Origin of the sequence: Comamonas sp. BIGb0152 (assembly GCF_024809975.1) — a bacterium.
GTDB lineage: Bacteria > Pseudomonadota > Gammaproteobacteria > Burkholderiales > Burkholderiaceae_C > Comamonas.
Genome location: NZ_JANUDY010000007.1, coordinates 76,335 through 99,644, shown reverse-complemented (window position 1 = coordinate 99,644; position 23,310 = coordinate 76,335). Strand labels below are relative to the sequence as shown.

The 23,310-nt window shown below is 64.4% G+C and carries 25 protein-coding genes; 20 read left to right on the top strand and 5 right to left on the bottom strand.

Features of this window, described 5'->3' with window-relative positions; translation table 11 throughout:
* Positions 1-186 precede the first annotated feature (186 nt).
* On the bottom strand, positions 187-1,359 hold the full coding sequence (tgt, locus tag M2375_RS14805; RefSeq protein ID WP_259168474.1) for a tRNA guanosine(34) transglycosylase Tgt: 1,173 nt from the start codon (positions 1,357-1,359) through the stop codon (positions 187-189).
* A gap of 125 nt (positions 1,360-1,484) precedes the next feature.
* On the opposite strand from tgt, the gene M2375_RS14800 reads away from it, so the two are divergent.
* Positions 1,485-1,970, top strand: a complete 486-nt coding sequence (locus tag M2375_RS14800; RefSeq protein WP_259168472.1) for a universal stress protein — start codon at positions 1,485-1,487, stop codon at positions 1,968-1,970.
* 73 nt (positions 1,971-2,043) lie between these two features.
* Here the strand turns inward: M2375_RS14800 and M2375_RS14795 are convergent, their stop codons facing one another.
* The gene (locus tag M2375_RS14795; protein ID WP_259168470.1) at positions 2,044-2,577 is read right to left on the bottom strand and encodes a MarR family winged helix-turn-helix transcriptional regulator; all 534 of its coding nucleotides are present in this window, start codon (positions 2,575-2,577) and stop codon (positions 2,044-2,046) included.
* A 116-nt stretch (positions 2,578-2,693) separates the two neighbouring features.
* On the opposite strand from M2375_RS14795, the gene M2375_RS14790 reads away from it, so the two are divergent.
* From M2375_RS14790 to M2375_RS14730, 13 genes are read left to right on the top strand one after another with little or no spacing between them, the layout of a single operon-like run.
* Positions 2,694-5,021 (top strand): bifunctional salicylyl-CoA 5-hydroxylase/oxidoreductase, encoded by a 2,328-nt coding sequence (locus M2375_RS14790; RefSeq protein WP_259168468.1) that lies wholly within the window; start codon positions 2,694-2,696, stop codon positions 5,019-5,021.
* A 12-nt stretch (positions 5,022-5,033) separates the two neighbouring features.
* Complete coding sequence (locus M2375_RS14785) at positions 5,034-5,807, top strand: SDR family NAD(P)-dependent oxidoreductase (RefSeq protein ID WP_259168466.1); 774 nt, start codon at positions 5,034-5,036, stop codon at positions 5,805-5,807.
* A 23-nt stretch (positions 5,808-5,830) separates the two neighbouring features.
* Positions 5,831-6,685 (top strand): enoyl-CoA hydratase family protein, encoded by an 855-nt coding sequence (locus tag M2375_RS14780; protein ID WP_259168465.1) that lies wholly within the window; start codon positions 5,831-5,833, stop codon positions 6,683-6,685.
* A 1-nt stretch (position 6,686) separates the two neighbouring features.
* Positions 6,687-7,874, top strand: coding sequence for an acyl-CoA dehydrogenase family protein (locus M2375_RS14775; protein WP_259168462.1), 1,188 nt, complete (start codon positions 6,687-6,689; stop codon positions 7,872-7,874).
* Positions 7,875-7,922: 48 nt separating this feature from the next.
* The gene (locus M2375_RS14770) at positions 7,923-9,554 is read left to right on the top strand and encodes a benzoate-CoA ligase family protein (protein ID WP_259168459.1); all 1,632 of its coding nucleotides are present in this window, start codon (positions 7,923-7,925) and stop codon (positions 9,552-9,554) included.
* 44 nt (positions 9,555-9,598) lie between these two features.
* Positions 9,599-10,783: an ABC transporter substrate-binding protein gene (locus M2375_RS14765; protein WP_259168457.1), complete on the top strand. Its 1,185-nt coding sequence runs from the start codon at positions 9,599-9,601 to the stop codon at positions 10,781-10,783.
* 3 nt (positions 10,784-10,786) lie between these two features.
* Positions 10,787-11,707: a branched-chain amino acid ABC transporter permease gene (locus M2375_RS14760; protein WP_259168455.1), complete on the top strand. Its 921-nt coding sequence runs from the start codon at positions 10,787-10,789 to the stop codon at positions 11,705-11,707.
* Positions 11,700-12,710 carry a branched-chain amino acid ABC transporter permease gene (locus M2375_RS14755; RefSeq protein WP_259168453.1) on the top strand — a complete coding sequence of 337 codons (1,011 nt, stop codon included), beginning with the start codon at positions 11,700-11,702 and terminating at the stop codon, positions 12,708-12,710. Before M2375_RS14760 ends, M2375_RS14755 begins: the two co-directional genes overlap by 8 nt.
* Positions 12,707-13,483, top strand: a complete 777-nt coding sequence (locus M2375_RS14750; RefSeq protein WP_259168451.1) for an ABC transporter ATP-binding protein — start codon at positions 12,707-12,709, stop codon at positions 13,481-13,483. The genes M2375_RS14755 and M2375_RS14750 overlap by 4 nt, the downstream gene beginning before the upstream one ends.
* Positions 13,483-14,193 carry an ABC transporter ATP-binding protein gene (locus tag M2375_RS14745; protein WP_259168449.1) on the top strand — a complete coding sequence of 237 codons (711 nt, stop codon included), beginning with the start codon at positions 13,483-13,485 and terminating at the stop codon, positions 14,191-14,193. Before M2375_RS14750 ends, M2375_RS14745 begins: the two co-directional genes overlap by 1 nt.
* 1 nt (position 14,194) lies before the next feature.
* Positions 14,195-14,650 (top strand): thioesterase family protein, encoded by a 456-nt coding sequence (locus M2375_RS14740; RefSeq protein ID WP_259168447.1) that lies wholly within the window; start codon positions 14,195-14,197, stop codon positions 14,648-14,650.
* Positions 14,651-14,677: 27 nt separating this feature from the next.
* A complete protein-coding gene (locus M2375_RS14735; protein ID WP_259168446.1) occupies positions 14,678-15,076 on the top strand; it encodes a RidA family protein in 399 nt (132 codons plus the stop codon).
* A gap of 7 nt (positions 15,077-15,083) precedes the next feature.
* Complete coding sequence (locus tag M2375_RS14730) at positions 15,084-15,962, top strand: alpha/beta hydrolase (RefSeq protein ID WP_259168443.1); 879 nt, start codon at positions 15,084-15,086, stop codon at positions 15,960-15,962.
* Positions 15,963-16,013: 51 nt separating this feature from the next.
* Here M2375_RS14730 and M2375_RS14725 read toward each other — a convergent pair whose 3' ends face one another.
* Genes M2375_RS14725 through M2375_RS14715 form a run of 3 tightly spaced genes read right to left on the bottom strand, consistent with a single transcriptional unit; the run spans position 16,014 to position 19,781 of the window.
* The gene (locus M2375_RS14725) at positions 16,014-17,210 is read right to left on the bottom strand and encodes a phospholipase A (RefSeq protein ID WP_259168441.1); all 1,197 of its coding nucleotides are present in this window, start codon (positions 17,208-17,210) and stop codon (positions 16,014-16,016) included.
* 57 nt (positions 17,211-17,267) lie between these two features.
* Positions 17,268-17,696, bottom strand: coding sequence for a hypothetical protein (locus M2375_RS14720; RefSeq protein WP_259168439.1), 429 nt, complete (start codon positions 17,694-17,696; stop codon positions 17,268-17,270).
* Positions 17,697-17,702: 6 nt separating this feature from the next.
* Complete coding sequence (locus tag M2375_RS14715; protein WP_259168437.1) at positions 17,703-19,781, bottom strand: ATP-dependent helicase; 2,079 nt, start codon at positions 19,779-19,781, stop codon at positions 17,703-17,705.
* 29 nt (positions 19,782-19,810) lie between these two features.
* Here M2375_RS14715 and M2375_RS14710 point away from each other — a divergent pair, with 29 nt between their 5' ends.
* The 6 genes from M2375_RS14710 (at position 19,811) to M2375_RS14685 (ending at position 23,302) form a co-directional block, all read left to right on the top strand.
* Positions 19,811-20,023, top strand: a complete 213-nt coding sequence (locus M2375_RS14710) for a hypothetical protein (protein WP_259168436.1) — start codon at positions 19,811-19,813, stop codon at positions 20,021-20,023.
* Positions 20,024-20,053: 30 nt separating this feature from the next.
* Positions 20,054-20,758: a hypothetical protein gene (locus M2375_RS14705; protein ID WP_259168432.1), complete on the top strand. Its 705-nt coding sequence runs from the start codon at positions 20,054-20,056 to the stop codon at positions 20,756-20,758.
* Positions 20,755-21,321: an ATP/GTP-binding protein gene (locus M2375_RS14700; protein ID WP_259168430.1), complete on the top strand. Its 567-nt coding sequence runs from the start codon at positions 20,755-20,757 to the stop codon at positions 21,319-21,321. The genes M2375_RS14705 and M2375_RS14700 overlap by 4 nt, the downstream gene beginning before the upstream one ends.
* On the top strand, positions 21,318-21,716 hold the full coding sequence (locus M2375_RS14695; RefSeq protein ID WP_259168428.1) for a roadblock/LC7 domain-containing protein: 399 nt from the start codon (positions 21,318-21,320) through the stop codon (positions 21,714-21,716). The genes M2375_RS14700 and M2375_RS14695 overlap by 4 nt, the downstream gene beginning before the upstream one ends.
* Positions 21,717-21,830: 114 nt before the next feature.
* The gene (locus M2375_RS14690; protein WP_259168427.1) at positions 21,831-22,190 is read left to right on the top strand and encodes a hypothetical protein; all 360 of its coding nucleotides are present in this window, start codon (positions 21,831-21,833) and stop codon (positions 22,188-22,190) included.
* 161 nt (positions 22,191-22,351) lie between these two features.
* Entirely contained in the window at positions 22,352-23,302 is a 951-nt protein-coding gene (locus M2375_RS14685) for an AEC family transporter (protein ID WP_259168425.1), read from the top strand.
* Positions 23,303-23,310 lie beyond the last annotated feature (8 nt).

The following is a 23,310-nucleotide window of genomic DNA, read 5'->3' as shown; positions in this document are numbered from 1 at the left end:
GTTTGCTGGCAGGCGCATGCACTGCGAGAAAGCAGTCTCTGCGCCACGCAGCGGCCTGGGGCATGCGCCGCCTGCAGCCACCGTGCGGGCAGGGCTGGCAGCGCCTCGTGCTTTAGCAAGGCGCTGTCAAGCACTGTGTCTTGGCCCCCACGCCTGCCATTGCAACGGGGCCTGTTGGGGGTCGTCTTAGATGCCGCGCGCCCGCTCGGTCTTGAACCGCGCCCGGAACTGGCTGAAGCTGCCGGCCTCCAGCGACTGGCGCACTTCCTGCATCAGGTTCAGGTAGTAGTGCAGGTTGTGGATGGTGGTCAGCATGGGGCCGAGCATCTCACCGCAGCGGTCCAGGTGGTGCAAGTAGGCGCGGCTGAAGCCTTCGCGGCCGCCGTCATCCCAGCTCACGCCGCTCTTGCCAGCGCAGGCATGGCAGGTGCAGGTGGTGTCGATGGGCTGGTGGTCGGTCTTGTGGCGGGCGTTGCGGATCTTCAGATCGCCATAGCGGGTGAAGATGGTGCCGTTGCGCGCATTGCGCGTGGGCATCACGCAGTCGAACATGTCCACACCATCGGCCACGCCTTGCACCAGGTCCTCGGGCGTTCCCACGCCCATCAGGTAGCGCGGCTTGTGCGCCGGCAGCAGGTGGGGCGTGTGCTGCATGATGTCCAGCATCTCGTCCTTGGGCTCGCCCACCGAGACGCCGCCCACCGCATAACCGGGGAAATCCAGCTCCAGCAGGCCTTGCAGCGATTCCTCGCGCAGGTGCTTGAACATGCCGCCTTGCACAATGCCAAACAAGGCATTGGGGTTGCCCAGGCGCTCGAACTCTTGCTTGGAGCGCTTGGCCCAGCGGCGGCTCATCTCCATCGATTTGCGCGCTTCGGCTTCGGTGGTCTTCTTGCCGTTGGTCTCGTAAGGCGTGCATTCGTCGAGCTGCATGACGATGTCCGAGTTCAGAATCGTCTGGATCTGCATGCTGACCTCGGGCGACATAAAGAGCTTGTCGCCATTGACCGGGCTTTGGAAATGCACCCCTTCTTCGGTGATCTTGCGCATCGCGCCCAGCGACCAGACCTGGAAGCCACCCGAGTCGGTCAGGATGGGCTTGTCCCATTTCTCGAAACCATGCAGGCCGCCAAAGCTCTTCATCACGTCCAGGCCCGGGCGCATCCACAGGTGGAAGGTGTTGCCCAGAATGATCTGGGCGCCCATCTCCTCCAGGCTGCGCGGCATCACGCCCTTGACGGTGCCATAGGTGCCAACGGGCATGAAGATGGGGGTCTGCACCACGCCATGGTTGAGCGTGAGCGTGCCACGGCGTGCGTGGCTGGATGGGTCGGTTTTGAGAAGGTCGAACTGCAGCATAACCGGGCATTTTCGCAGATGTGCGGTAGTTGACGGCGCGGCGGGTTTCGCAGGCCCGTCTCTGACACCGCTGGCGCCACCAGGTCGCTACACTGGGCTGATCGTTCATTGCCAAGGAGAAGCCCATGTTCAACATCATGACCGCTGTCGACGGTTCGCCCAACTCGCTCCAGGCGGTGCAGCACGTCGTGCAACTGGTGCAACAGGGTTTGCGCGCCCATGTGGTAGTCGCCCATGTGCAAAAGGAGGCCAGTTTTCTGGAGCTGGCCACGCAGGATTCGGAGCTGATCGCCAATGCCAGCGTCGAGGCCGGTATGGACCTGGTGGCCCCCGCGCTGGCGTTGCTGCAAGCGGCGGGTATTTCGCACGAGGTGGAGATCCGCCTGGGTGACATTTACGCCAGCTTGCTGGACATTGCCGAAGAGAAGGCTTGCGGACTGATCGTGCTGGGCGCCACCGGTGAGAGCATGCTGGGCAGCATCCTGATTGGCTCGGTCTCGCGCGAGGTGGCGCGCCACAGCCGGGTGCCCACCACCATCGTCAAGATGCCCGAGGTGCTGGAAGCCGATGAGATCGATGGCGATATCAGCCAGGGCGATACCGCGATGTAAAACCCGCTAAAAGTCTGATGAGGGCCTGTTCGACCAGGGCGGTCGGCAGGCCACTTTCTTTTTAAGGCTGGATTTAGCCCACAGCCGGCTCCACCCGCTGGCCCACAATCTGCCGCAGCACGCCCAGCTGGTCATACAGCTCACGCGCGGCATCCGCGCCCAGGGGCGCCAGCAGTTGTTCCAACCATTGTTCATGCGCCTTGGCCATGGTGCTGAACTGTTTTTTGCCACTGCGCGTCAGCCGCACCGTCATCGATCGCCGGTCCTCGTCATCGGCCACCCGCTCCACCCAGCCTTCTGCCACCAACTGGTCTGTCAGCCCGGTGATATTGCCGCCGGTGACCATCAGGTACTCGGACAGCGTCTTCATGCGCAAGCCCTTGGGGAAGCGGCTGAGCTGGGCCAGGTAGTCAAAGCGCGGCAAGGTGGTGGCGAACTGGGTGCGCAGTTTGCTGCGAATCACCTGCTCGATCTGGGTGCTGCAGGTCATCAGCCGCAGCCACAGGCGCACGGCCTGGTGCTCATCGTGCGCCAGTCCAGCCTCGCGGCCAGCGATGCCTGCACCAGTATCGGGGAGGGGATTGCAGAGGGGTTGCATGTCAGCCATGGGGGCCATGGTGCAGCAGCACGGCAGGCTCCGGTGATAGGGTATGTGCGTATTTTAGTGAATTATTTATGCATCAATAATTTAGGTATAAAGTATTTTTCAGGACGACCCTGGCCATGAAAATTGTCTGCATCGGCGGTGGCCCCGCTGGCTTGTATTTCGCGCTGCTGATGAAGCAGATGGACCCCGCGCATGACGTGACCGTGGTGGAGCGCAACAAGCCCTATGACACCTTTGGCTGGGGCGTGGTGTTCTCCGATGCCACGATGGACAACATGCGCGACTGGGACCCGGCGACGGCCGCGCAGATCGAAGAGGCTTTCAACCACTGGGACGATATCGAGCTGCTGTTCAAGGGTCGCAAGATCCGCTCGGGCGGCCATGGCTTTGTCGGCATCGGCCGCAAGCACCTGCTCAACATCCTGCAGGCGCGTTGCGAGCAGCTGGGCGTGCAGCTGGTGTTCGAGACCGATGTGCAGTCCGACGAGGACTATGCCGATGCCGATCTCGTCATTGCCTGCGATGGCGTGAACTCGCGCATCCGCAGCAAGTACGCCGAGGTCTTCAAGCCCGATATCGTCACCCGCCCCAACCGCTTTATCTGGCTGGGTGCCAACAAGGTCTACGAGGCCTTCACCTTTGATTTTGTGCGCACCGAGCACGGCTGGTTCCAGGCCCATATCTACCAGTTCGACGACAAGACCTCGACCTTCATCGTCGAGACCACCGAAGAAACCTGGAAGGCCTGCGGGCTGGACACGGCCGACCAAGCGCAATCGATTGCCTTTTGCGAGAAGCTGTTTGCCGACAACCTGCAAGGCGCGCGGCTGATGACCAATGCCCGCCATTTGCGCGGCTCGGCCTGGATCAATTTCCAGCGCGTGGTTTGCGACCAGTGGTGGCTGCAAAACGCCAAGGGCAGCCATGTGGTGCTGATGGGTGACGCCGTGCACACGGCGCATTTTGCGATTGGCTCGGGCACTAAGCTGGCCATTGAGGATGCCATCGAGCTGGCGCGCCAGTTCCAGCAGCTGGGCGATGACAAGGCGCAGATCCCCGCTGTGCTGGAGGCTTACCAAGCCCTGCGCCGGGTGGAAACCTTGCGCATCCAGAATGCCGCCTGGAACGCGATGGAGTGGTTCGAGGTCTGCGGCAAGCGCTACTGCGACCAGCTCGAACCCGAGCAGTTCATGTACTCGATGCTGACGCGCAGCCAGCGCATCAGCCACGAGAACCTGCGCCTGCGCGATGCCACCTGGCTGGGTGGCTACGAGGCCTGGCTGGCTGCGCAAAACGGGGTCGAGGTGCAGGGCAAGGCGCCGCCACCGATGTTCCTGCCCTATACCCTGCGCGGCCTGACTTTGAAGAACCGCATTGTCGTCTCGCCGATGGCACAGTACTCGGCCGTCGATGGTGTGCCGGGCGACTACCACCTGGTGCACCTGGGTGCGCGTGCGATGGGTGGTGCCGGTCTGGTGTTTGCCGAGATGGCCTGCGTCAGTCCGGAAGGCCGCATCACCCCCGGCTGCCCCGGCACCTATACCGAGGCGCAAAAGCAGGCTTGGCAGCGCATCAGCGACTGGATCCACCACCACAGCGATGCCAAGTTTGCGATGCAGATCGGCCATGCCGGAGCGAAAGCCTCCACCCGCCTGGCCTGGGAGGGCACGGACCTGCCGCTGACCGAGGGCAACTGGCCCATCATCTCGGCATCTCCCCAGCAGTACCTGGAAGGCGTGAGCCAGATCTCGCAGGCGATGAGCCTGGCCCAGATGGACGAGGTCAAGCAGCAGTTTGTGCAGGCTGCCCAAATGGCCGCTGAGGTGGGCGCCGATTGGCTGGAGCTGCACTGCGCCCATGGCTATTTGCTGTCCAGCTTTATCTCGCCCTTGACCAACCAGCGGGGCGATGCCTATGGCGGCAGCCTGGAGAACCGCCTGCGCTACCCGCTGGAGGTGTTCCGGGCCGTGCGCGCCGTCTGGCCGCAGGACCGGCCCATGTCGGTACGCATCTCCGCCCATGACTGGGTGCCGGGCGGCATCACCCCCGATGACGCGGTCGCTATTGCCAAGGCTTTCAAGGCGGCGGGGGCGGATCTGATCGACTGCTCGTCGGGCCAAGTCAGCAAGCAGGAAAAGCCGGTTTATGGCCGCATGTTCCAGACCCCGTTTGCCGACCGCATCCGCCAAGAGGCGGGCATTGCGACGATGGCGGTGGGTGCGATCAGCGAGGCCGACCATGCCAACTCCATCATCGCCGCAGGCCGCGCCGACCTGTGCGCTGTTGCCCGGCCCCACCTGGCCAACCCGGCCTGGACCCTGACCGAGGCCGCCAAGATTGGCTACACCGCCATCGCCTGGCCCCAGCCCTACTTTGCCGGCAAGCGCCAGATGGAGAGCCTGTTCGAGCGCGAAAAGGCCCAGCAAGCGGCCGCCGGTCATTGAGGAGCAGCGCAGATGGCTACAAATAGCTTGCAAGGACAACATGCGCTGGTAACCGGCGCCGGCCAGGGCATTGGCGAGGCGATAGCCGGCCAGCTGCTGGCGCAGGGCGCGCGGGTGACGGTGCTGGGCCGCCGGCCTGAGCCTTTGCAAAAACTGGTGGATGCGTTCCCGGGCCAGTGTCAGCAGGTGCTGGCCGATGTGGCGCTGGAGGCCGAGGTGGTGGCCGCCTTTGCGCAGGCCGTGGCCGGCTTTGGCGATATTCAGATCCTGGTCAACAACGCTGGCCAGGCGCAGAGCGCGCCCTTTATGAAGACCGATGCCCAGCTGTGGGCGCAGATGCTGGCCGTGAACCTGACCGGCACCATGCTGTGCATGCAGCAGGTGCTGCCGGCCATGCAGGCGGCGGGCTATGGCCGCATTGTCAACGTGGCCAGCACGGCAGGCCTGGTGGGCTATGCCTATGTGTCGGCCTATGTGGCGGCCAAGCATGGCGTGCTGGGCTTGACCCGGGCGCTGGCGCTGGAGGTGGCGAGCCGGGGTATTACCGTGAATGCCGTGTGCCCGGGCTATACCGAAACCGACCTGGTCAAGACCAGCATCGAGCGGGTGGTGGCCAAGACGGGCCGCAGCCCCGAGCAGGCCATGGCCGAATTTGTCAGGGGCAACCCCCAGGGCCGCCTGGTGCAGCCCCAAGAGGTGGCCGATGCGGTCGTCTGGCTGTGCGGCAAAGGCGCTGGCGCGATGACCGGCCAGGCCATTGCCGTGGCTGGCGGCGAAGTGATGTGAACCCCGAATCTCAGGAGACAGGCATGAGCGAATACCGAATCGACCCCGCCCTGGTGGCGGGCAACCACCAGCAACTGGCGGGCTACCAGGCCCAGCATTTTCTGTGGCAGGTCAGCGCCGGGGTGGCCACCATCACCTTGAACCGGCCCGAGCGCAAGAACCCGCTGACCTTTGCCTCCTATGCCGAACTGCGCGACCTGTTCCACCGCCTGAAATGGGCGCAGGATGTCAAGGCCGTGGTGCTGGTGGGCGCGGGCGGCAACTTCTGCTCTGGCGGCGATGTGCATGAAATCATCGGCCCGCTGGTGGCCCTGAAGGCGCCTGAGTTGCTGATGTTCACCCGCATGACGGGCGAGCTGATCAAGGCCATGCGCGCCTGCCCGCAGCCCATCATTGCCGCAGTCGATGGCATCTGCGCGGGCGCGGGCGCCATCATGGCCATGGCCTCGGACATGCGCCTGGGCACCGCCCGCAGCAAGACGGCGTTCCTGTTCAACCGCGTGGGCCTGGCCGGCTGCGATATGGGCGCCTGCGCCTTTTTGCCGCGCATCATCGGCCAGGGGCGGGCCAGCGAGCTGCTCTACACCGGCCGCAGCCTGGGCGGTGACGAGGGCGAGCGCTGGGGCTTTTTCAACCGCCTGGCCGAGCCCGAAGCGCTGCTGGCGCAGGCGCAGAAAATGGCCGCCGACCTGGCCGCCGGCCCCAGCTTTGCCAATGGCATCACCAAGACCATGCTGCACCAAGAATGGGCGATGACCATCGACCAGGCCATTGAGGCCGAGGCGCAGGCGCAGGCCATCTGCATGCTGACCGAAGACTTCAAGCGCGCTTACGAGGCCTTTGTGGCCAAGCAAAAGCCGCAATTCCAAGGAAACTGACATGGCCGACACCCGTTACCTGCAATGGCCGTTTTTTGAGCCGCGCCATGCCGAGCTGGCGCAGACCTTGGATGCCTGGGCCGCCGCGCATGTGGCCCATGTGCACAGCGGTGATACCGACGCCGATTGCCGCAGGTTGGTCAAGGCGCTGGGCGACGGGGGCTGGCTGCGCCATGCAGTGGCTGGTGAGGGCTATGGCGGCGTGGGCGCACAGATCGACACCCGCGCCATCTGTCTGATCCGCGAAACCCTGGCGCGCCACAACGGCCTGGCCGATTTTGCGTTTGCGATGCAAGGGCTGGGCTCGGGCGCGATCAGCCTGGCGGGGACCGAGGCGCAAAAGGCGCGCTACCTGGCCAAGGTCGCAAGGGGCGAGGCCATTGCGGCCTTTGCCTTGTCTGAGCCCGATGCTGGATCGGACGTGGCGGCCATGGCCTGCGCGGCCCGACTGGATGGCGACCACTATGTCATCGACGGCGAAAAAACCTGGATCTCGAACGGCGGCATTGCTGATTTTTATGTGGTGTTTGTGCGCACCGGCGAGGCGCCGGGCGCACGCGGCATCTCGGCGCTGATCGTGGATGCGGACACGCCGGGCCTGGAGATTGCCGAGCGCATCGATGTGATCGCGCCCCACCCCTTGGCGCGGCTGCGCTTTAGCGGCTGCCGCGTGCCGGCCAGCCAGCGGCTGGGGGCGGGGGACGAAGGCTTTAAGCTGGCGATGCGTACCCTGGATGTGTTCCGCACCTCGGTCGCGGCGGCCGCGCTGGGCTTTGCGCGCAGGGCGATGGACGAGGCCTTGCAGCGCGCCACCAGCCGTCGCATGTTTCAGGGCGTGCTGGCCGATTTTCAGCTCACCCAGGCCAAGCTGGCACAGATGGCGACACAGATCGACAGCGCCGCGCTGCTGACCTACCGCGCCGCCTGGCAGCGCGACCAGGGCCAGAGCGTGACCAGCGAGGCGGCGATGGCCAAGATGACCGCCACCGAGAACGCCCAGCAGGTGATTGATGCAGCGCTGCAGATGTGGGGCGGCCTGGGTGTTGTTAGCGACCAGCCGGTCGAGCGCTTGTATCGCGAGATCCGCGCCTTGCGCATTTACGAAGGGGCGACCGAGGTGCAGCAGCTCATCATCGCCCGCGAACTGCTCAAACAGGTGGCGCCGGCGATGCCCTCGCGCCCTGTCTAGTTCCTGGCCCCCGGTTCCGGTTTCTGCTTTCAGTCTGGAGTTTGCGAGATGTCTGCCACGCCCTATACCGCGCATATCGACCGCTTTGCCGCTACGCATCTGCCGCCGCCCGAGTTGCAGCCAGAGTACCTGTTCGAGCTGCCCGAGCTGCAGTTCCCCGAGCGCCTCAACTGCGCCGCCGAGCTGCTGGACCGCCATGTGGTCGAGGGCCGGGGCGAGCGCCTGTGCCTGCAAGCCCAGGGCGTACGCTGGACCTATGCCGACTTGCAGGCCCAGGCCAACCGCATCGCCAACGTATTGACAGCGCAGATGGGCCTGGTGCCCGGCAACCGCGTGCTGCTCTGCGCCCCCAACAACCCGATGATGGTGGCGAGTTGGTTTGCCGTCGTCAAGGCGGGCGGCATTGCGGTGGCTGCCATGCCGCTGCTGCGCGCCAAGGAGCTGGGCACCATCATCGAGATTGCCCAGATCAGCCATGCGCTGTGCGATGCGGCCTTGCTGGCCGAGGTGCAGGCGGCACAGGCTGCCAACCCGCGCTTGCAAGCGGTGCGCTACTTCAATGGCACGGGCCTGCCGGCTGCGCAAGCGCTGGAGCCGCTGATGGCCCAGGCCTCGCCGCATTTCGACACCGTGCAGACCGCTGCCACCGACACCTGCCTGCTGGGCTTTACCTCGGGCACCACGGGGGTGCCCAAGGCCACGATGCATTTCCACCGCGATGTCATGGCGGTTTGCGCCTGCTGGCCCCGCCATGTGCTGCGGGCTGCGCCCGATGATGTGTTTATCGGCAGCCCGCCGCTGGCCTTTACCTTTGGCCTGGGCGGCCAGGTGCTGTTCCCGATGGCGATTGGCGCATCGATGGCGCTGCTGGAAAAAGCCGGCCCGGCGCAACTGGTTGATGGCATAGAACAGTTTGGCGCCACCGTGGTGTTCACGGCGCCCACCTCGTACCGCGTGATGGCCCAGCAGGGCGAGCGGCTGCGCCAGACACCGCTGCGCAAATGCGTGTCGGCCGGCGAGGCCTTGAACGCCTCGACCCGCGCGCTGTGGAAAGACGCCACCGGCATCGAGATCATCGACGGCATCGGCTCGACCGAGATGCTGCACATCTTTATCTCGCACCGCGAGGACGAAGCCCGGCCGGGCGCCACCGGCCGCGCGGTGCCGGGCTACCGCGCCAAGGTGGTGGATGCGCAGGGCCAGGAAGTGCCCGCGGGCACGGTGGGCAAGCTGGCCGTGCAAGGCCCCACGGGCTGCCGCTATTTGAACGACAGCCGCCAGACCCAGTATGTGCATGCGGGCTGGAACCTGACCGGTGACGCCTATGTGATGGATGCGGACGGCTACTTCATCTACCAGGCCCGCACCGATGACATGATCATCTCCTCGGGCTACAACATTGCCGCGCCCGAGGTGGAAGACGCCTTGCTGGCCCATGCGGCGGTGGCTGAATGCGCGGTGATCGGGCTGCCCGACAGCGAGCGCGGCCAGATCGTCAAGGCCTTTGTGGTGCTGCGCCCAGGCTTTGCCGCCGACGCAGCCATGGTCAAGACCTTGCAGGATTTCGTCAAAAGCACGGTGGCGCCCTACAAGTACCCGCGCGCCGTGGACTTTGTCGCGCAGCTGCCGCGCACGGCTACGGGAAAACTACAACGGTTTCGGCTGCACAGCCCGGCATAGTAGCGGCTCGGCAAATTTTTACGTACTTCAACCAGGGAACCAGCATGAAGCCTCATCCTTTGCAACGCAGTCTTGTGAGTCTGTCCATCGCGCTGCTCTGCGCCAGCAGCGCCAGTGCCGCCGACCAGGTCAAGGTGGGGCTGCTCAGCACCTTGTCCGGCCCCGGCGCCGGTCTGGGTACCGATATCCGTGACGGTTTTCAGCTGGCCGTCAAACACATGAACGGCAAGATCGGCAACCTGCCCGCCGAGGTGGTGGTGGTCGATGACCAGCAAAACCCCGAGGTGGCCAAGCAGACCGCCGAGCGCCTGCTCAAGCGCGACAAGGTAGATTTCATGACTGGCACCGTGTTCTCCAACGTGATGCTGGCCGTGGGCCCGGCGGCGTTCCAGAACAAGACCTTCTTCATCAGCCCCAATGCCGGCCCCTCGCAGTACGCCGGGGCCCAGTGCAACCCGTATTTCTTCAATGTCTCGCAGCAAAACGATGCGCTGCATGAGGCGGCCGGCCAGACCATGCAGGACAAGGGCTTCAAGCGCGTGGCGCTGATTGCGCCCAACTACCCGGCAGGCAAGGACTCGATCGCCGGCTTCAAGCGCTTCTACAAGGGCGAAGTGGGCATGGAGACCTATACCTCGCTGAGCCAGCTGGACTATGGCGCCGAGATCTCCAAGATGCGCGCGGCCCAGGTCGATGGCGTCTACATCTTCCTGCCCGGCGGCCTGGGCGTGAACTTCATCAAGCAGTTTGTCGGTGCGGGCCTGTCCAAGGACATCACCTTGTACGCCCCGGGCTTCTCGGCCGATGAGGATGTGATCCGCGCGGTGGGGGACTCGATGCTGGGCACCTTCAATACCTCGCAGTGGGCGCATGACCTGGACAATGCCGCGAACAAGAAGTTTGTCGCCGACTTTCAGAAAGAGTTTGGCCGCAATCCTTCGCTCTACGCCTCCCACGGCTATGACGCCGCCCGCCTGATGGACGCGGCGGTGCGCGAGGTCAAAGGCAAGCTCGATGACAAAGCCGCCTTGCGCAAGGCCATCGAGGCGGCCAAGTTCGAGTCGGTGCGCGGCAGCTTTAAGTTCAACAGCAACCATTTCCCGGTGCAGGACTACTACCTGCGCGTGGTGAGCAAGGATGCGCAGGGCAAGCTGACCAACCGCACGGTGGGCACGGTGTTCAAGAACCACCAGGATGCCTACGCCAAAGACTGCAAGATGCCCTCCTGATCGATGAATACCATCCTGATTCTTGAGCAGACGCTCAACGGCCTGCAGTTCGGCCTGATGCTGTTCCTGCTGGCCGCCGGTTTGACCCTGGTGTTCGGCATCATGGACATGATCAACCTGGCCCATGGCTCGCTCTACATGATCGGCGCCTACCTGGTGGCGACTTTCAGCCAGGCGAGCGGCTCGTTTTGGCTGGGCCTGGGCTTGGGGGTGCTGGCCACCGTGGTGGTGGGCGTGCTGCTGGAGTACACCATCCTGCGCCGCCTCTACCACCGCGACCACCTCTCGCAGGTGATGGGCACCTTTGCCATCTTGCTGATGAGCAATGAGATCGTGCGCATCATCTGGGGCGCGCAGCCGCTGATGCTGAACCCGCCCGAGGCGCTGGCCGGGCCGGTCCTGTTGATGGATGGTTTTTCCTACCCGGCCTACCGGCTCTTGATCATCGGCGTGGGCCTGGCCGTGGCCTTGTTGCTGTGGCTGTTGGTGACCCGCACGCGCTTTGGCATGCAGGTGCGCGCTGGCGCGGCCAACCGCGAGATGGCGACTGCGATGGGTGCCAATGTGCGCCGGCTGTTTACCCTGGTGTTTGCGCTGGGCGCTGCGCTGTGTGCCGTGGCTGGCGGCATGCTGGGGCCGCTGCTGGCCGTGCAGGTGGGCATGGGCGAGAGCATTCTGATCCTTGCCTTTGTGGTGATCGTGATTGGCGGCATTGGCTCCATCCGGGGTGCGCTGCTGGGCGCTTTGCTGGTGGGCCTGGTCGATACCGCCGGCCGCACCTTGGTGCCCTTGGTGTTTGACAAGGCCCTGGGCCCCGAGGTGGCGGCCAACGCCGGCCCGGCCGTGGCCTCGATTCTGATCTATGTGCTGATGGCTGCCGTGCTGTTCTATAAACCCCAAGGCTTGTTCCCCGCCCATGACTGACACCACCGCCCCCCAGCCCGCTGCGGCCCAGGCCATGCCAGCCATGCAGCCCAGCGTCTTCGACCACCGCTTGCAGCCGCGCTTCATATTGCCGTTGTTGGCGCTGCTGATCGCCTTTCCGCTGTTCGCCCAGGCAACCGGCGAGGACTTCTACATCGGCGTGGCCAGCCGCGTGCTGGTGTTTGGCCTGGCTGCTGCCAGCCTCAACTTCATCCTCGGTTTTGGCGGCATGGTGAGCTTTGGCCATGCGGCCTTTGTCGGCCTGGGTGCTTACACCGTGGGCCTGCTGATGCAGCAGGGCATCAGCTCGGCCTGGCTGGCCTGGCCGCTGGCCATGCTGATGGGCGCGGCTTTTTCGCTGCTGGTGGGCGCCATCAGCCTGCGCACCCAGGGCGTGTACTTCATCATGATCACCTTGGCGTTCGCGCAGATGCTGTACTACCTGATCATGTCGTTCAAGGCACTGGGCGGTGATGACGGCCTGTCTTTGCCCGGCCGCTCGGACATCGGGCTGGGTCTGGATCTGGCGCAGGATGCCACGTTCTACTACGTGGTGCTGGCGCTGGTCACGGTCAGCCTGCTGCTGATGGCGCGGGTGCTCAATGCCCGCTTTGGCCATGTGCTGCAAGCCATCAAGGAAAACGAGACGCGCATGCAGGCCATCGGCTTTCCGGTGTACCGCTACAAGCTGGTGGCCTTTACGCTGGCCGGTGCTTTTGCAGGCCTGGCGGGCGCGCTGCTGGCCAACCAGAGCAGCTTTGTCGGCCCGGGCATGCTGCAGTGGACCCAGTCCGGCATCTTGCTGATCATGGTCATCCTCGGCGGGGTTGGCCATCTGTATGGCGGTCTCTTGGGCGCGGCGGTGTTTTTGCTGCTGGAAGAAGTGCTGGCCGCTTACACCGTGCACTGGCAGCTGGGCCTGGGCACCGTGCTGCTGATTGTGGTGCTGGTAGCACCCAATGGTTTGCTGAGCCTGCGGCGCGGCATGTGGAGCAAGCGATGAGCACCGCCCACACCGCTGCCCCGTTGCTGCATGTACAGAACCTGGTCAAGCGCTTTGGCGGGCTCACCGCCACCGACCATGCCAGCTTTGCCGTGCAAGCCGGCCAGATCCATGCCTTGATAGGGCCGAACGGCGCGGGCAAGACGACCTTGATCCACCAGCTGTCGGGGGCGCTGGCGTCCGATGCGGGCCAGATTCTGTTTGCGGGCGAGGCGGTGGAGCGCATGGCCATGCCGGCGCGGGTGCAGGCGGGCCTGGTGCGCTCCTACCAGATCACCAGCATCTTCAAACGCTTGACGGTGCTGGAGAACATTGCCCTGGGCGTGCAGGCGCGCGATGGATCGAGCTGGCGCTTTTGGCGCCCGGCGCGCAACGAAGCCGCACGCTATGCGCAGGCGGCCGAGGTGGCCGAGCGCGTAGGCCTGGCCGCCCAGCTGCAGCAGACGGCCGGCCTGCTGGCCCATGGCGAGCAGCGCCAACTGGAGGTGGCGCTGGCGCTGGCCACCCGGCCGCGCATGCTGCTGCTCGATGAGCCGATGGCGGGCATGGGACCTGACGAATCCGAGCGCATGGTGCAACTGCTGCTGCAGCTGCGCCAGGACACGACGATCTTGCTGGTCGAGCACGATATGGATGCGGTCTTCCGCCTGGCAGACCGCATCTCGACCCTGGTGTTTGGCAAGGTGATTGCCACGGGCACGCCCGATGAGATACGGCACAACCCGGATGTGCGGCGCGCCTACCTGGGCGATGAGACAGAGGAGGCAGCCTGATGAGTGCATTGCTGGAAGTCGAGGCATTGGAGACCTGCTACGGCAGCAGCCAGGTGCTGTTTGGCATGCATCTGCGCATGGCCGCCGGCGAAGTGGCCACCTTGCTGGGCCGCAATGGCATGGGCAAGACCACGACGGTGCGCAGCCTCTTGGGCATGACGCCTGCGTCGGCCGGCAGTGTGCGGTTTCGGGGCGAGCGCATTGAGCACCTGGCCGCCGACCGCATCGCCCGCATGGGCATGGCCGTGGTGCCCGAGGGCCGGCAGATCTTTGCCAACCTGACGGTGCAGGAAAACCTGCAGGCCTTTGCGGCCAACCGCAATGCCTCGGAAAACCCCTGGTCGCTGGAGCGCGTCTACCACTTGTTCCCGCGCTTGGCCGAGCGGGCCCGCAACCCCGGCAATCGCTTGTCGGGCGGTGAGCAGCAGATGCTGGCCATTGGCCGGGCGCTGATGACCAACCCGCATCTGCTGATTTTGGACGAGGCCACCGAAGGCCTGGCGCCGCTGATCCGCGAGGAGATCTGGCAGTGCCTGGCCGCCTTGCGCGCGCAGGGCCAGGCGATCTTGGTGATCGACAAATACGTCAAGCGGCTGATGGCGCTGGCCGACCAGCACACCTTGATCGAGCGCGGCCAGGTGGTGTGGCAGGGCAGCTCGGCGCAGCTGGAGGCGCAGCCCGCGCTGTGGCAGCGCTATATCGGGGTCTGACATGGCAGCGCTTAGCTGGCCGCAGACCGGCCCTGTTTTCCGCAGTAGCACGGCCATCCGTTTTGCGCAGTGCGACCCGGCCGGCATTGTGTTTTATCCGCAGTACCTGCTGCTGTTCCAGTCGCTGGTGGAGGACTGGTTCAACCAGGCGCTGCACTACCCCTATGCCCAGATGCTGGGGCCCGAACGCACGGGCCTGCCCATCGTGCACCTGGCCTGCGATTTTCGGGCCATTGCCCGCATGGGCGACGCGGTGCAGCTGGAGCTGGCCGTGCAGCGGTTGGGCAGCCGTTCGCTGAACCTGGCGCTGCGCTGTGTGGGCGACGATGGTGACGTTCGGGTTGTGGCCCAGCAGGTGCTGGTGTTCACCAGCCTGGACAGCCATGAGGCCATCTGCATACCGGCGGCCATCCAGACCCGCATTGCGCGCTGGATGGCGGGTGAGTGCTTTCCATAAGGCTTGTTTTTTTGAAGGAATCGTGAGATGCAAGTACTACTTCCCCAAGGTTGGCCCCGGCCCAAGGGCTATGCCAATGGCGTCATGGTCAGCGGCCGACAGATTTTTGTGGCCGGCATGATCGGCTGGGATGCGCATGGGGTGTTCCACACCGATGAGCTGGCCGGCCAGGTGCGCCAGGCCCTGCAGAACATTGTGGCGGTGCTGGAAGAAGGGGGCGCCAAGCCCGAGCACATCGTGCGCATGACCTGGTACATCACCGACAAGCAGGCCTATATGGCCCAGCAGGCAGAGATCGGTAAGGCCTACCGCGAGCTGATTGGCAGCTTCAACGCGGCGATGACGGCGGTGCAGGTGGTCGCCCTGATCGAGGACCGCGCCAAGGTGGAGATCGAGGTGACGGCCGTGGTGCCGGATGCCGGCTGAGCAGGCCATGGCCGCGCCCCTGCCATTCAAGCTGTACCGCGATTTTGAATCGCAGGCGCAGATTGATGCGGCCTACGACCCGCTGCGGCCGGTGGCCGATCCGGCAGCGGCGCGCCAGCATTTTGCCCAGCGCAGCGCCCAGGCGCGCGCGCAGCTTGCTGGTGTGCTCGATGTGCCATTTGGCCCGACCCGGGCCGAGACGCTGGATATCTTCCCCGCAGCGGGTGGCGCTGCCGCGCCGGTATGGGTCTTTTTGCATGGCGGCTACTGGCGGGCCAATACCTCCAAGGAGTTCAGCTGCCTCGCCTTCGGTCCGCAAGCCTTGGGCTTTTGCACGGTGGTCGTGAACTATGCCTTGTGCCCGCAGGTCAGCATCGACGAAATCGTGCGCCAGTGCCGTGCCAGCCTGGCCTGGGTGCTGCGCCATATCGGTGCCTATGGCGGTGACCCGGCACGGGTGGTGGTGGGCGGGCATTCTGCCGGTGGCCAGTTGGGCGCGATGTGCCTGCAAACGGCCTGGGAGCGCGACTATGGCTTGCCCGATGACCCGCTGCGCGGCGCGCTGCTGATCAGCGGCCTCTACGATATCGCGCCGCTGCGCTACAGCTACCTGCAGCCGATGATCCAGCTCGACGACGGGCTGATTGCGCGCAACTCCCCGGCATTTGCGGCCAGGCGCTGCGCCACCCCCATGCACCTGGTCTGGGGCGGGCGGGAGCAAAGCGAGTTTGAACGCCAGTCGCTGCTGATGCACAGCGCCTGGCAGGCGGCGGGCAATGTGGCCGAACAGGCGGCACTGCCTGGCTGCGACCATTTCTCGGTGCTGCACGGGCTGGAGGATCCGCAATCGGATCTGTGCCAGCGGCTGCTGCGGCTGTCTGCCTAGAAGCTTTGGAGAACGTCTGCTGGGCAGACGTTCTTGACTTTCAACAGGTTTTTAGAAGTCCAGCAGGCTAAAGCCCAGCGAGAACACAGTCCGCTTGTAGTTGTAGTCGATCAGGCTGTCGCCATAGCCGTGGAAGACCTGGGCATGCAGGCGCAGATTGCTCTTGCCGCCCATCCAGCCATCACCCAAGGTGTGCATCCATTCGACGCGGCCGGAGCCCTTGCCGTGGCCGTTGAGCGAGCCGCGTGCGGTCACCCCCATCCAGTTGCGCTGGTTCACGTTCCAGCCCAGTTTCAGCTCGCTGCGGCCGATGTAGTTCTGGATATTGGGGTTGTTGTCGTCTTCGGCGCTCTCGTTGATGCGGTGCCAGATCTTGGCCTGCAGCTGCCAGCGGTTGTCCAGCTCAAAACCGGTCATCAGGTAAGTGCGGTTCCAGCTGCGCGAGAGCGGGTCGCTCTGGCCGTTGGACTGGTGCTCCAGGCCAATGCCGCTGTAGCGCCAGCGCCAGCCAAAGGGCAGCTGGGCGGTGGTCGGGTAGACGTAGAAGATTTCGGGCTGGTGGTCGGTGGTGCGGAAGGGGCGTGACAGATCCGAGTTGAACACCTGCCAGTAGGACAGGCCGGTGTAGCCGATCCACAGCGAGTCGCGCAGCTTGCCGTTGGGGTCGGTGAGCAGGTTTTGCGCCAGCTTGGTGCGCACTGACAGCTGGATGCGCATTTCCTGCCGTTGGTAATCGGTCTCGGTCGTGGCCGAGTTGACGGGGTTGAGCGAGGTCGGCTGGCGGTTGACCTTGTCGCCGACGGCCACCGATACCGACAGCGGGCGGTAGCCTCGGAAGCTGAAGGTGCCGCAGTCGGTGCCCGCTTCTAGCTCCCAGAATCGGGACATTTCCGTGTAGCCATCATTGCGGCAGCCGCCGATGGGCGCCGGAATGTCGGCAGCCGCCAGCGCGCCGGCCGGTGGCGTCAGGCCCTGCATGGCGTTCGCCGAGGCGGGGGGGGTGGTGGCTGCAGGCGCTGCCTGTTGGCTCAGCAGGGGCTGGCGCGACTGCTGCTGCGCCCATTGGTCAAAACAGGCCAGGCGGGCGGGGCCGTCGCTCAGCGCTGTGCATTGCTGCCACACGGTGGTGGGAGCCGTTGAGCCCCCGGCCGCAGCTGGCACTTGCGCAAAGCCGCTCAGCGGCAGGCCGGCCATCAGCAGGCTCGCCGCCAAAGGTGCTGGCGAGCGCAGAAATTTCGTTGTTGTCATGGTCGAGGAGGGTAGGAGGCGTGGCTGTGAGGGCGGCACGGATGCCCATTATTGCGGTTATTGCGCTGTTTTCGGTGGCTTGCGCATGACGAATGCATGGCTGTTGTCGTTGGCATCCAACCATTCGCCACGGATCTCGCGGCCGCAGCTGCCGTCCACCACGTCGCCCAGCCAGGTGCCGGATACTTTTTTGCCGTCGGCCGACTCTTCCATGGTCAGCTTGCCCTTGTCCACATCACCGACCACGATGGCCGTGCCCCCCGGGCGCTGGATCTGGCCTTTGACCGTGCCGTTCCATTCGGGGTGCTTGTCCAGTTGCAGGATCACGGGGCCGGGCAGTCCGGGCAGCTCGGCCTGCCAGCGGCCCAGCAGCTCGGGTTGCTCCATTTGCAGGGCGGTGGGGCAGGCCGGGCGTGCCGGCGGCGGGGTGGTGCAGGCGCTGGTCAGTGCAGCGCAGAGGGCGGTCAGGATCAGGGTCTTGGTCATGGATATTCAGGGGGATTCGGGGCTGGCGGCGGCAGCATTTTGGGCTTTGCGCGCAAATTCCTCGCGCAGCTGGCGCAGCTTCTCGCGCGGGTCTTCGCGGGCGGTGCTGGTGTCCAGCCCCATTTCGGCAATAAAGCGGCTGGGCAGGGCCGCGACCAGCTCCCGCCCTTTTTTGCGCCGCTTGGTCCAGCTCACGGCCAAGGAGCGCTGCGCGCGCGTGATGCCGACATACATCAGGCGGCGCTCTTCCTGCAGGCGCAACGCGGTGTCTTCGCTCACTTTTTGTTGGCGGCCGTCATCGTCGTCGAGCTTGAAGGGCAGCAAGCCCTCGTTGACACCGATCAGCGTCACATGCGGCCATTCCAGGCCCTTGCTGGCGTGCAAGGTGGACAGGATCACCATGTCCTGCTCCTTTTCACGCTCGCTGATGGTCGAGAGCAGGGCGATGGTTTGCGAGACTTCGAGCAGGCTCTTGGCCTCACTCACCGTGGTGGTGTCAGCGGCGGTGCTGGCTTTGCCGCCGGCGCGCTGGGCCATCCAGTCGCAAAACTCCAGCACATTGGTCCAGCGGGCGGCGGCGACTTTTTCGCTGTCTTCGGCGTCATACAGGTGCTGCTCGTAGCCGATCTCCTTGAGCCAGTCGAGCAAGAAGGCCAGCGAATCCTCAGCGCCCCGTGTCTGCCGGGCGCGGTATTCCAGGTCGTTGATATAGCGGCCAAACTCCAGCAGGCTCTCGCGCCCTTTGGCGGGCATGGCGTCTTCCAGCATGGCGTTGAACAGCGCACCAAACATGCTGCAGCGGTGGGACTTGGAGAACTCGCCCAGGCGGCCTAGCGTGGTGTGGCCGATGCCGCGCTTGGGGTTGGTGATGGCGCGCAAAAAGGCCGGGTCGTCGTCGTTGTTGATCCACAGCCGGAACCAGGCGCAGAGGTCGCGGATTTCGGCGCGGTCAAAAAAGCTGGTGCCGCCCGAGACCTTGTAGGGCACATTGGCCTTGCGCAAAGCTTTCTCGAACGGCTTGGCCTGGTGGTTGGCGCGGTAGAGGATGGCGAAGTTCTTCCAGTCCGGCGGCGGGTTGGCGGCCGCGCGCAGGCCCAGGATGCGTGCAACCGCGCGCTCGGCCTCGTGCTCTTCCGAGTCGCAATCGACGATGCGCACTGGCTCGCCTTCGCCCAGCTCAGAAAACAGGGTTTTCGGAAACAGCTTGGGGTTGGGCTGGATCACATTGTTGGCCGCGCGCAGGATGGCACTGGTGGAGCGGTAGTTTTGCTCCAGCTTGATGACCTTGAGCTGGGGGTAGTCGACCGGCAGCTTCTTGAGGTTGTCCAAGGTGGCGCCGCGCCAGCCGTAAATGCTCTGGTCGTCATCGCCCACGGCGGTGAGGTGGCCGCGCTCGCCCACCAGCAGCTTGAGCAGCTCGTACTGGGTGGCATTGGTGTCCTGGTATTCATCGACCAGCACATGGCCCAGATGGGCCTGCCATTTGGCGCGCACCTCGGGGTGGTCGCGCAGCAGGCGCAGCGGCATGCCGATGAGGTCGTCAAAGTCCACGCTCTGGTAGGCGGTCAGCCGCTCTTCATAGCGCTGCATGATGACGGCAATGGCGCGCTCGTTGTCATCGGCGGCCTGGGCCAGGGCTTCCTTGTAATCGAGGCCCATGTTTTTCCACTTGCTGATGGTCCACTGCCACTGGCGGGCGGTGGCCACATCGGCGGTGCCACCAGCGGCATCCTTGATGATGCCGACCACGTCATCGCTGTCGAGGATGCTGAACTGCGGCTTGAGCCCCAGCACATGGCCGTCTTCGCGCACCATCTTCACGCCCAGCGCGTGGAAGGTGCAGACCAGCACATCCTTGGCTTGGCGGCCGATGAGGCTCTTGGCGCGCTCGCGCATCTCGGCCGCCGCCTTGTTGGTGAAGGTGATGGCGGCAATCTTGCGCGGCGCCATGCCGGTCTCGATCAGGCGGGCAATCTTGTGGGTGATGACCCGGGTCTTGCCCGATCCGGCGCCGGCCAGTACCAGGCAAGGGCCCTGGGTGTAGTGCACGGCTTGTAATTGGGCGAGATTGAGACCAGCGGCCATGGTGGCGGAAGTACCTTTGCAGAGCGACGATGAAAGCGCTGAAGAATAGCCGCAACGGCAGCCAACTGCCGATCCAAGGCTTTCGCTTTTACATATTTGCTTACATAAAAAACAACATTTCCTTTGGAATTGTGAATCAATGTAGAGCAGTTGGTAAAACCTTCGCGGAAATACTTGCGTCTGGCGAGCAAGCTTTTAGAATGCCGATAGCATTGCTGCTGCCCGGTGGTAGATGCTATTAATTTAGTTAATAAAAGTCTGAAATTATCGCCATGCAGACCGCCGGAATCTCCGCAGAGTTGCTGACGCCCAGCAGCCGCCACCGCTTTGTGCAGCTGTATGGCGTGGCATCCCGAAAATCGGTGCTTCCTTGGAAGGAAGTGCCGCGCGACCGTGCCCAGCTGATCGTGCTGGACCAGGGCATGGCGGACGCCATCTCCTCGCTGGGCAAGGCGCCCTGCGTGGTCTGCATTGGCCAGGTCAAGACCGCCATGCTCGACGGCGCATCCTGGGTGGGGCGCCTGGATGTGAACTACACCTTGAGCGATCTGATCGACATGTTTGACCGTGCTGCGGTTTTCTTGCTCGATTGGGACGCGCGCAACAAGGTTATGCGCCAGGAATCGGTGCAGGCGGCTGCCCAGCCTGCGTCCTCGGCCCGCCAGGAGTTCCGCTACCAGCTCAAGTCCTGGGTGTCGGTGGGCGCACCTTTCAATACCGGCGCCTGCATCCGCGCGCTGGCCCTGCTCTCGCGCGAGCCTGTCTCCATTGCCCAGCTGTGCCTGCACAGTGGGCTTGATGCCGTGATGGCGCGCGGCCTGCTGGTCGAGCTGGGCCGCCGCGGCGTGCTGCGCGGCGTCGCCCAGCAAGCAATTCCTGCCGCTTCTTCCTCCTCGCATCCTCGTGAACCGCTACACTCCAAAGGTTTGCTTGGCCGTCTAGGCCGATGGATACGAGGGGGAGGTAAGCTGGCATGAATCTAGAATCTGACGGGAGCGGGCCGCACAAGCTGCCACGCATTGCATTGTGCGGGCCCATGGGCATCGGCAAAACCACGGCCGTGCGTTCGCTGTGCGGCAGCCTGATGTCCAGCTCCGATGTGCGCAATCTGGACCTGGCCGCGCACAGCAAGGAGCTCACCACGGTCGGCACCGAATTCGGTGAGATCGATCTGGGTGGCGGTGAGGTGGTGCAGATTTGCGGCTGCCCAGGCCAGGAGCGTTTCAGCTTTGTGCGCCAATGGGTGCTGTCGGTGTCGCTCGGTGTTTTCATCATGGTCGACATGAATGCGCCTACCAGCCTGGGCGAAACCCTCCATATCCTCGAAGAAATCCGGCAGTTGCCGACCGCGCCCGTCGCCTTGGTGCTGAGCGCACGCCCCGCCACGACGGAACAAATTGAAACATTCGCGCAAGGCGTGTATTCTGCCGGCTATGGCGTTGTTCCTGTTCTGGAAGCTGATCCGCGTGAGCGCGCGCAGCTGCTGGATGCGATGGGCGTACTTGTTTCCATGCTGTCTCTGCAAAGCGAGAATTCATGACTGCATCACAACCTCTGATCCCTGCCCAGGTCGTCAAGGCAGGCCAGCAGGCGCTTGAGAAGCTTATTGGTCCCGTTGATGGGGTGCGCGTTGCCCTGCTCAGTACACCGGATGGGTTTGAAATTGCCTCGCTGCGCACGAACAGCGAGCTGCAGCTCAACCGCTTGTCGGCGATGGCCGGCTCCTTGATGGCCATGGCACGTGCGGTGGGCCGCGAGATCAACCACACCGGCTGCAAGCGGCTGACCTTCGAGACAGAGAGCGGCGTGGTGGTGTTCCAGTCGGTGACCTCCGAATTCCCCTGCATCTTGTGCATGGTGCTCGATACCAATGCGATCCTGGGCCGTGTGCTGTGGGCGGCTGCCGAGGTGGGCGCCGAGATGAACAAAGTCTGACAGCATGCCGGGCCGCCCTGGGCAGGCCCCCGTGCTGTGGGTAAGCCGCGTATGCGCTGCACTGGCCGCATGCGGCGGTCACGATAAACCGCCAGTGTGTGAAGGGGGAGTCTGATGGCATCGGTTCAAGAAGCGTTGACGCAACTTTTGACAGTCGAGGGCGCTATGTGCGCCGCCCTGGTGGACAGCGGCAGTGGCATGCTGCTGGGCAGTGCCGGCTCGGGTCTGGATCTGGAGCTGGCCGCCGCGGGCAACACCGAGGTGGTGCGGGCCAAGCTCAAGACCATGAAGTCGCTGGGTTTGCAAGACTCCATTGACGACATTCTGATCACCCTGGGCTCGCAGTACCACATCATCCGCCCGGTGGCACAAAAGGAAGGCCTGTTCCTGTACCTGGTGCTGGACAAGCAGCGCAGCAACCTGGCGCTGGCCCGGCGCAAGTGCGCTGAAGTCGAAAAATTGGTGACGATCTAAGTGATTTAGATTGCTTTAGGCTCTGATCTGACGCGAAGGTGCCGACAGGGCCTTGCAAGACCGACCATCACTTGGCCGGTCTTTTCTTTTGTGGGCCGGGCGCGTCGCTGCCGGTCCCTCGCGCTACATGCGCGCCAGCGCATTCTGGGCACAATCGAGCCGTGCTGTCCGTCTTCCAAGTCACCTTTCCGTTTTTTGCGCTGGTTCTGTGCGGCTTTGTGGCCACGCGGCGCGGCATTTTTCCGCTGCCTGCGATTGCGGGCGTGAATGCCTTTGTGCTGTATTTCGCACTGCCTTGCATGCTGTACAAGGCCGGCTCCTCGCTGCCTTTTGCGCAGCTGATGAACCTGCCGATTCTGCTGCTCTATGTGCTGTGCCAGTGCTTGCTGGTGGCAGGCTGCGTCACGGCGGCGCGGCTGCGGGGCATGGACTGGAACAACAGCGCCTTTGGCGCGCTGGTGACCGCTTTTCCCAATACCGGTTTCATGGGCTTGCCGCTCTTGGTGGCGCTGCTGGGCGAGGCGGCCGCCGGCCCGGCGATTGTGACCATGCTGGTGGACATGGTGGCCACCACCTCGCTGTGCCTGGCCATTTCGCGCATGGATGGTGCGGCCGGCAATGCCCGTGCGGCGCTACTCAAGGCGCTCAAAGGGGTGCTCACCAATCCCATGCCCTGGGCCATCTTGCTGGGTGCGTTGGCCTCGTTCCTGGAATGGAAGCTGCCGCAGGCGCTGGACCAGACCGCAGGTTTGCTGGCCAGTGCCGCGACGCCCGTGGCGCTGTTTGCCGTGGGGGCCGTACTGGCCCGCTCCAAGATGGTGGAGGAGGAATACGCCGCGCCTGCCAGCTATGTGCCGCTGGCGTTGGTCAAGCTGTTTGTGCACCCGCTGCTGGTGCTGGGCCTGGGCCATGCCGCCATTGCCGCCGGCCTGCCGGTGGACCGCTTTGCGCTTTTGGTGGTGGCGCTGGTCGCGGCCCTGCCGAGTGCCAGCAATGTCACCTTGCTGGCGGGGCGCTATGGCGCCCACAACGGCCGCATTGCCCACATCATCCTGGTCAGCACGGCGCTGGCCTTTGTCAGCTTTTCAGCAGCGGTCACCTGGCTGGTTTAAGCGGCCCG

Excerpts from the sequence above, each read along its gene's own strand:
- M2375_RS14795 (WP_259168470.1), bottom strand. The coding sequence starts at position 2,577 with ATGGCTGACATGCAACCCCTCTGCAATCCCCTCCCCGATACTGGTGCA.
- M2375_RS14775 (WP_259168462.1), top strand. The coding sequence starts at position 6,687 with ATGGCCGACACCCGTTACCTGCAATGGCCGTTTTTTGAGCCGCGCCAT.
- M2375_RS14690 (WP_259168427.1), top strand. The coding sequence starts at position 21,831 with ATGGCATCGGTTCAAGAAGCGTTGACGCAACTTTTGACAGTCGAGGGC.
- M2375_RS14710 (WP_259168436.1), top strand. The coding sequence starts at position 19,811 with ATGAAAGCGCTGAAGAATAGCCGCAACGGCAGCCAACTGCCGATCCAA.
- M2375_RS14780 (WP_259168465.1), top strand. The coding sequence starts at position 5,831 with ATGAGCGAATACCGAATCGACCCCGCCCTGGTGGCGGGCAACCACCAG.
- M2375_RS14740 (WP_259168447.1), top strand. The coding sequence starts at position 14,195 with ATGGCAGCGCTTAGCTGGCCGCAGACCGGCCCTGTTTTCCGCAGTAGC.
- M2375_RS14790 (WP_259168468.1), top strand. The coding sequence starts at position 2,694 with ATGAAAATTGTCTGCATCGGCGGTGGCCCCGCTGGCTTGTATTTCGCG.
- M2375_RS14785 (WP_259168466.1), top strand. The coding sequence starts at position 5,034 with ATGGCTACAAATAGCTTGCAAGGACAACATGCGCTGGTAACCGGCGCC.
- M2375_RS14705 (WP_259168432.1), top strand. The coding sequence starts at position 20,054 with ATGCAGACCGCCGGAATCTCCGCAGAGTTGCTGACGCCCAGCAGCCGC.
- M2375_RS14720 (WP_259168439.1), bottom strand. The coding sequence starts at position 17,696 with ATGACCAAGACCCTGATCCTGACCGCCCTCTGCGCTGCACTGACCAGC.
- M2375_RS14715 (WP_259168437.1), bottom strand. The coding sequence starts at position 19,781 with ATGGCCGCTGGTCTCAATCTCGCCCAATTACAAGCCGTGCACTACACC.
- M2375_RS14770 (WP_259168459.1), top strand. The coding sequence starts at position 7,923 with ATGTCTGCCACGCCCTATACCGCGCATATCGACCGCTTTGCCGCTACG.
- M2375_RS14700 (WP_259168430.1), top strand. The coding sequence starts at position 20,755 with ATGAATCTAGAATCTGACGGGAGCGGGCCGCACAAGCTGCCACGCATT.
- M2375_RS14695 (WP_259168428.1), top strand. The coding sequence starts at position 21,318 with ATGACTGCATCACAACCTCTGATCCCTGCCCAGGTCGTCAAGGCAGGC.
- M2375_RS14725 (WP_259168441.1), bottom strand. The coding sequence starts at position 17,210 with ATGACAACAACGAAATTTCTGCGCTCGCCAGCACCTTTGGCGGCGAGC.
- tgt (WP_259168474.1), bottom strand. The coding sequence starts at position 1,359 with ATGCTGCAGTTCGACCTTCTCAAAACCGACCCATCCAGCCACGCACGC.
- M2375_RS14800 (WP_259168472.1), top strand. The coding sequence starts at position 1,485 with ATGTTCAACATCATGACCGCTGTCGACGGTTCGCCCAACTCGCTCCAG.
- M2375_RS14755 (WP_259168453.1), top strand. The coding sequence starts at position 11,700 with ATGACTGACACCACCGCCCCCCAGCCCGCTGCGGCCCAGGCCATGCCA.
- M2375_RS14745 (WP_259168449.1), top strand. The coding sequence starts at position 13,483 with ATGAGTGCATTGCTGGAAGTCGAGGCATTGGAGACCTGCTACGGCAGC.
- M2375_RS14730 (WP_259168443.1), top strand. The coding sequence starts at position 15,084 with ATGGCCGCGCCCCTGCCATTCAAGCTGTACCGCGATTTTGAATCGCAG.
- M2375_RS14750 (WP_259168451.1), top strand. The coding sequence starts at position 12,707 with ATGAGCACCGCCCACACCGCTGCCCCGTTGCTGCATGTACAGAACCTG.
- M2375_RS14765 (WP_259168457.1), top strand. The coding sequence starts at position 9,599 with ATGAAGCCTCATCCTTTGCAACGCAGTCTTGTGAGTCTGTCCATCGCG.
- M2375_RS14735 (WP_259168446.1), top strand. The coding sequence starts at position 14,678 with ATGCAAGTACTACTTCCCCAAGGTTGGCCCCGGCCCAAGGGCTATGCC.
- M2375_RS14760 (WP_259168455.1), top strand. The coding sequence starts at position 10,787 with ATGAATACCATCCTGATTCTTGAGCAGACGCTCAACGGCCTGCAGTTC.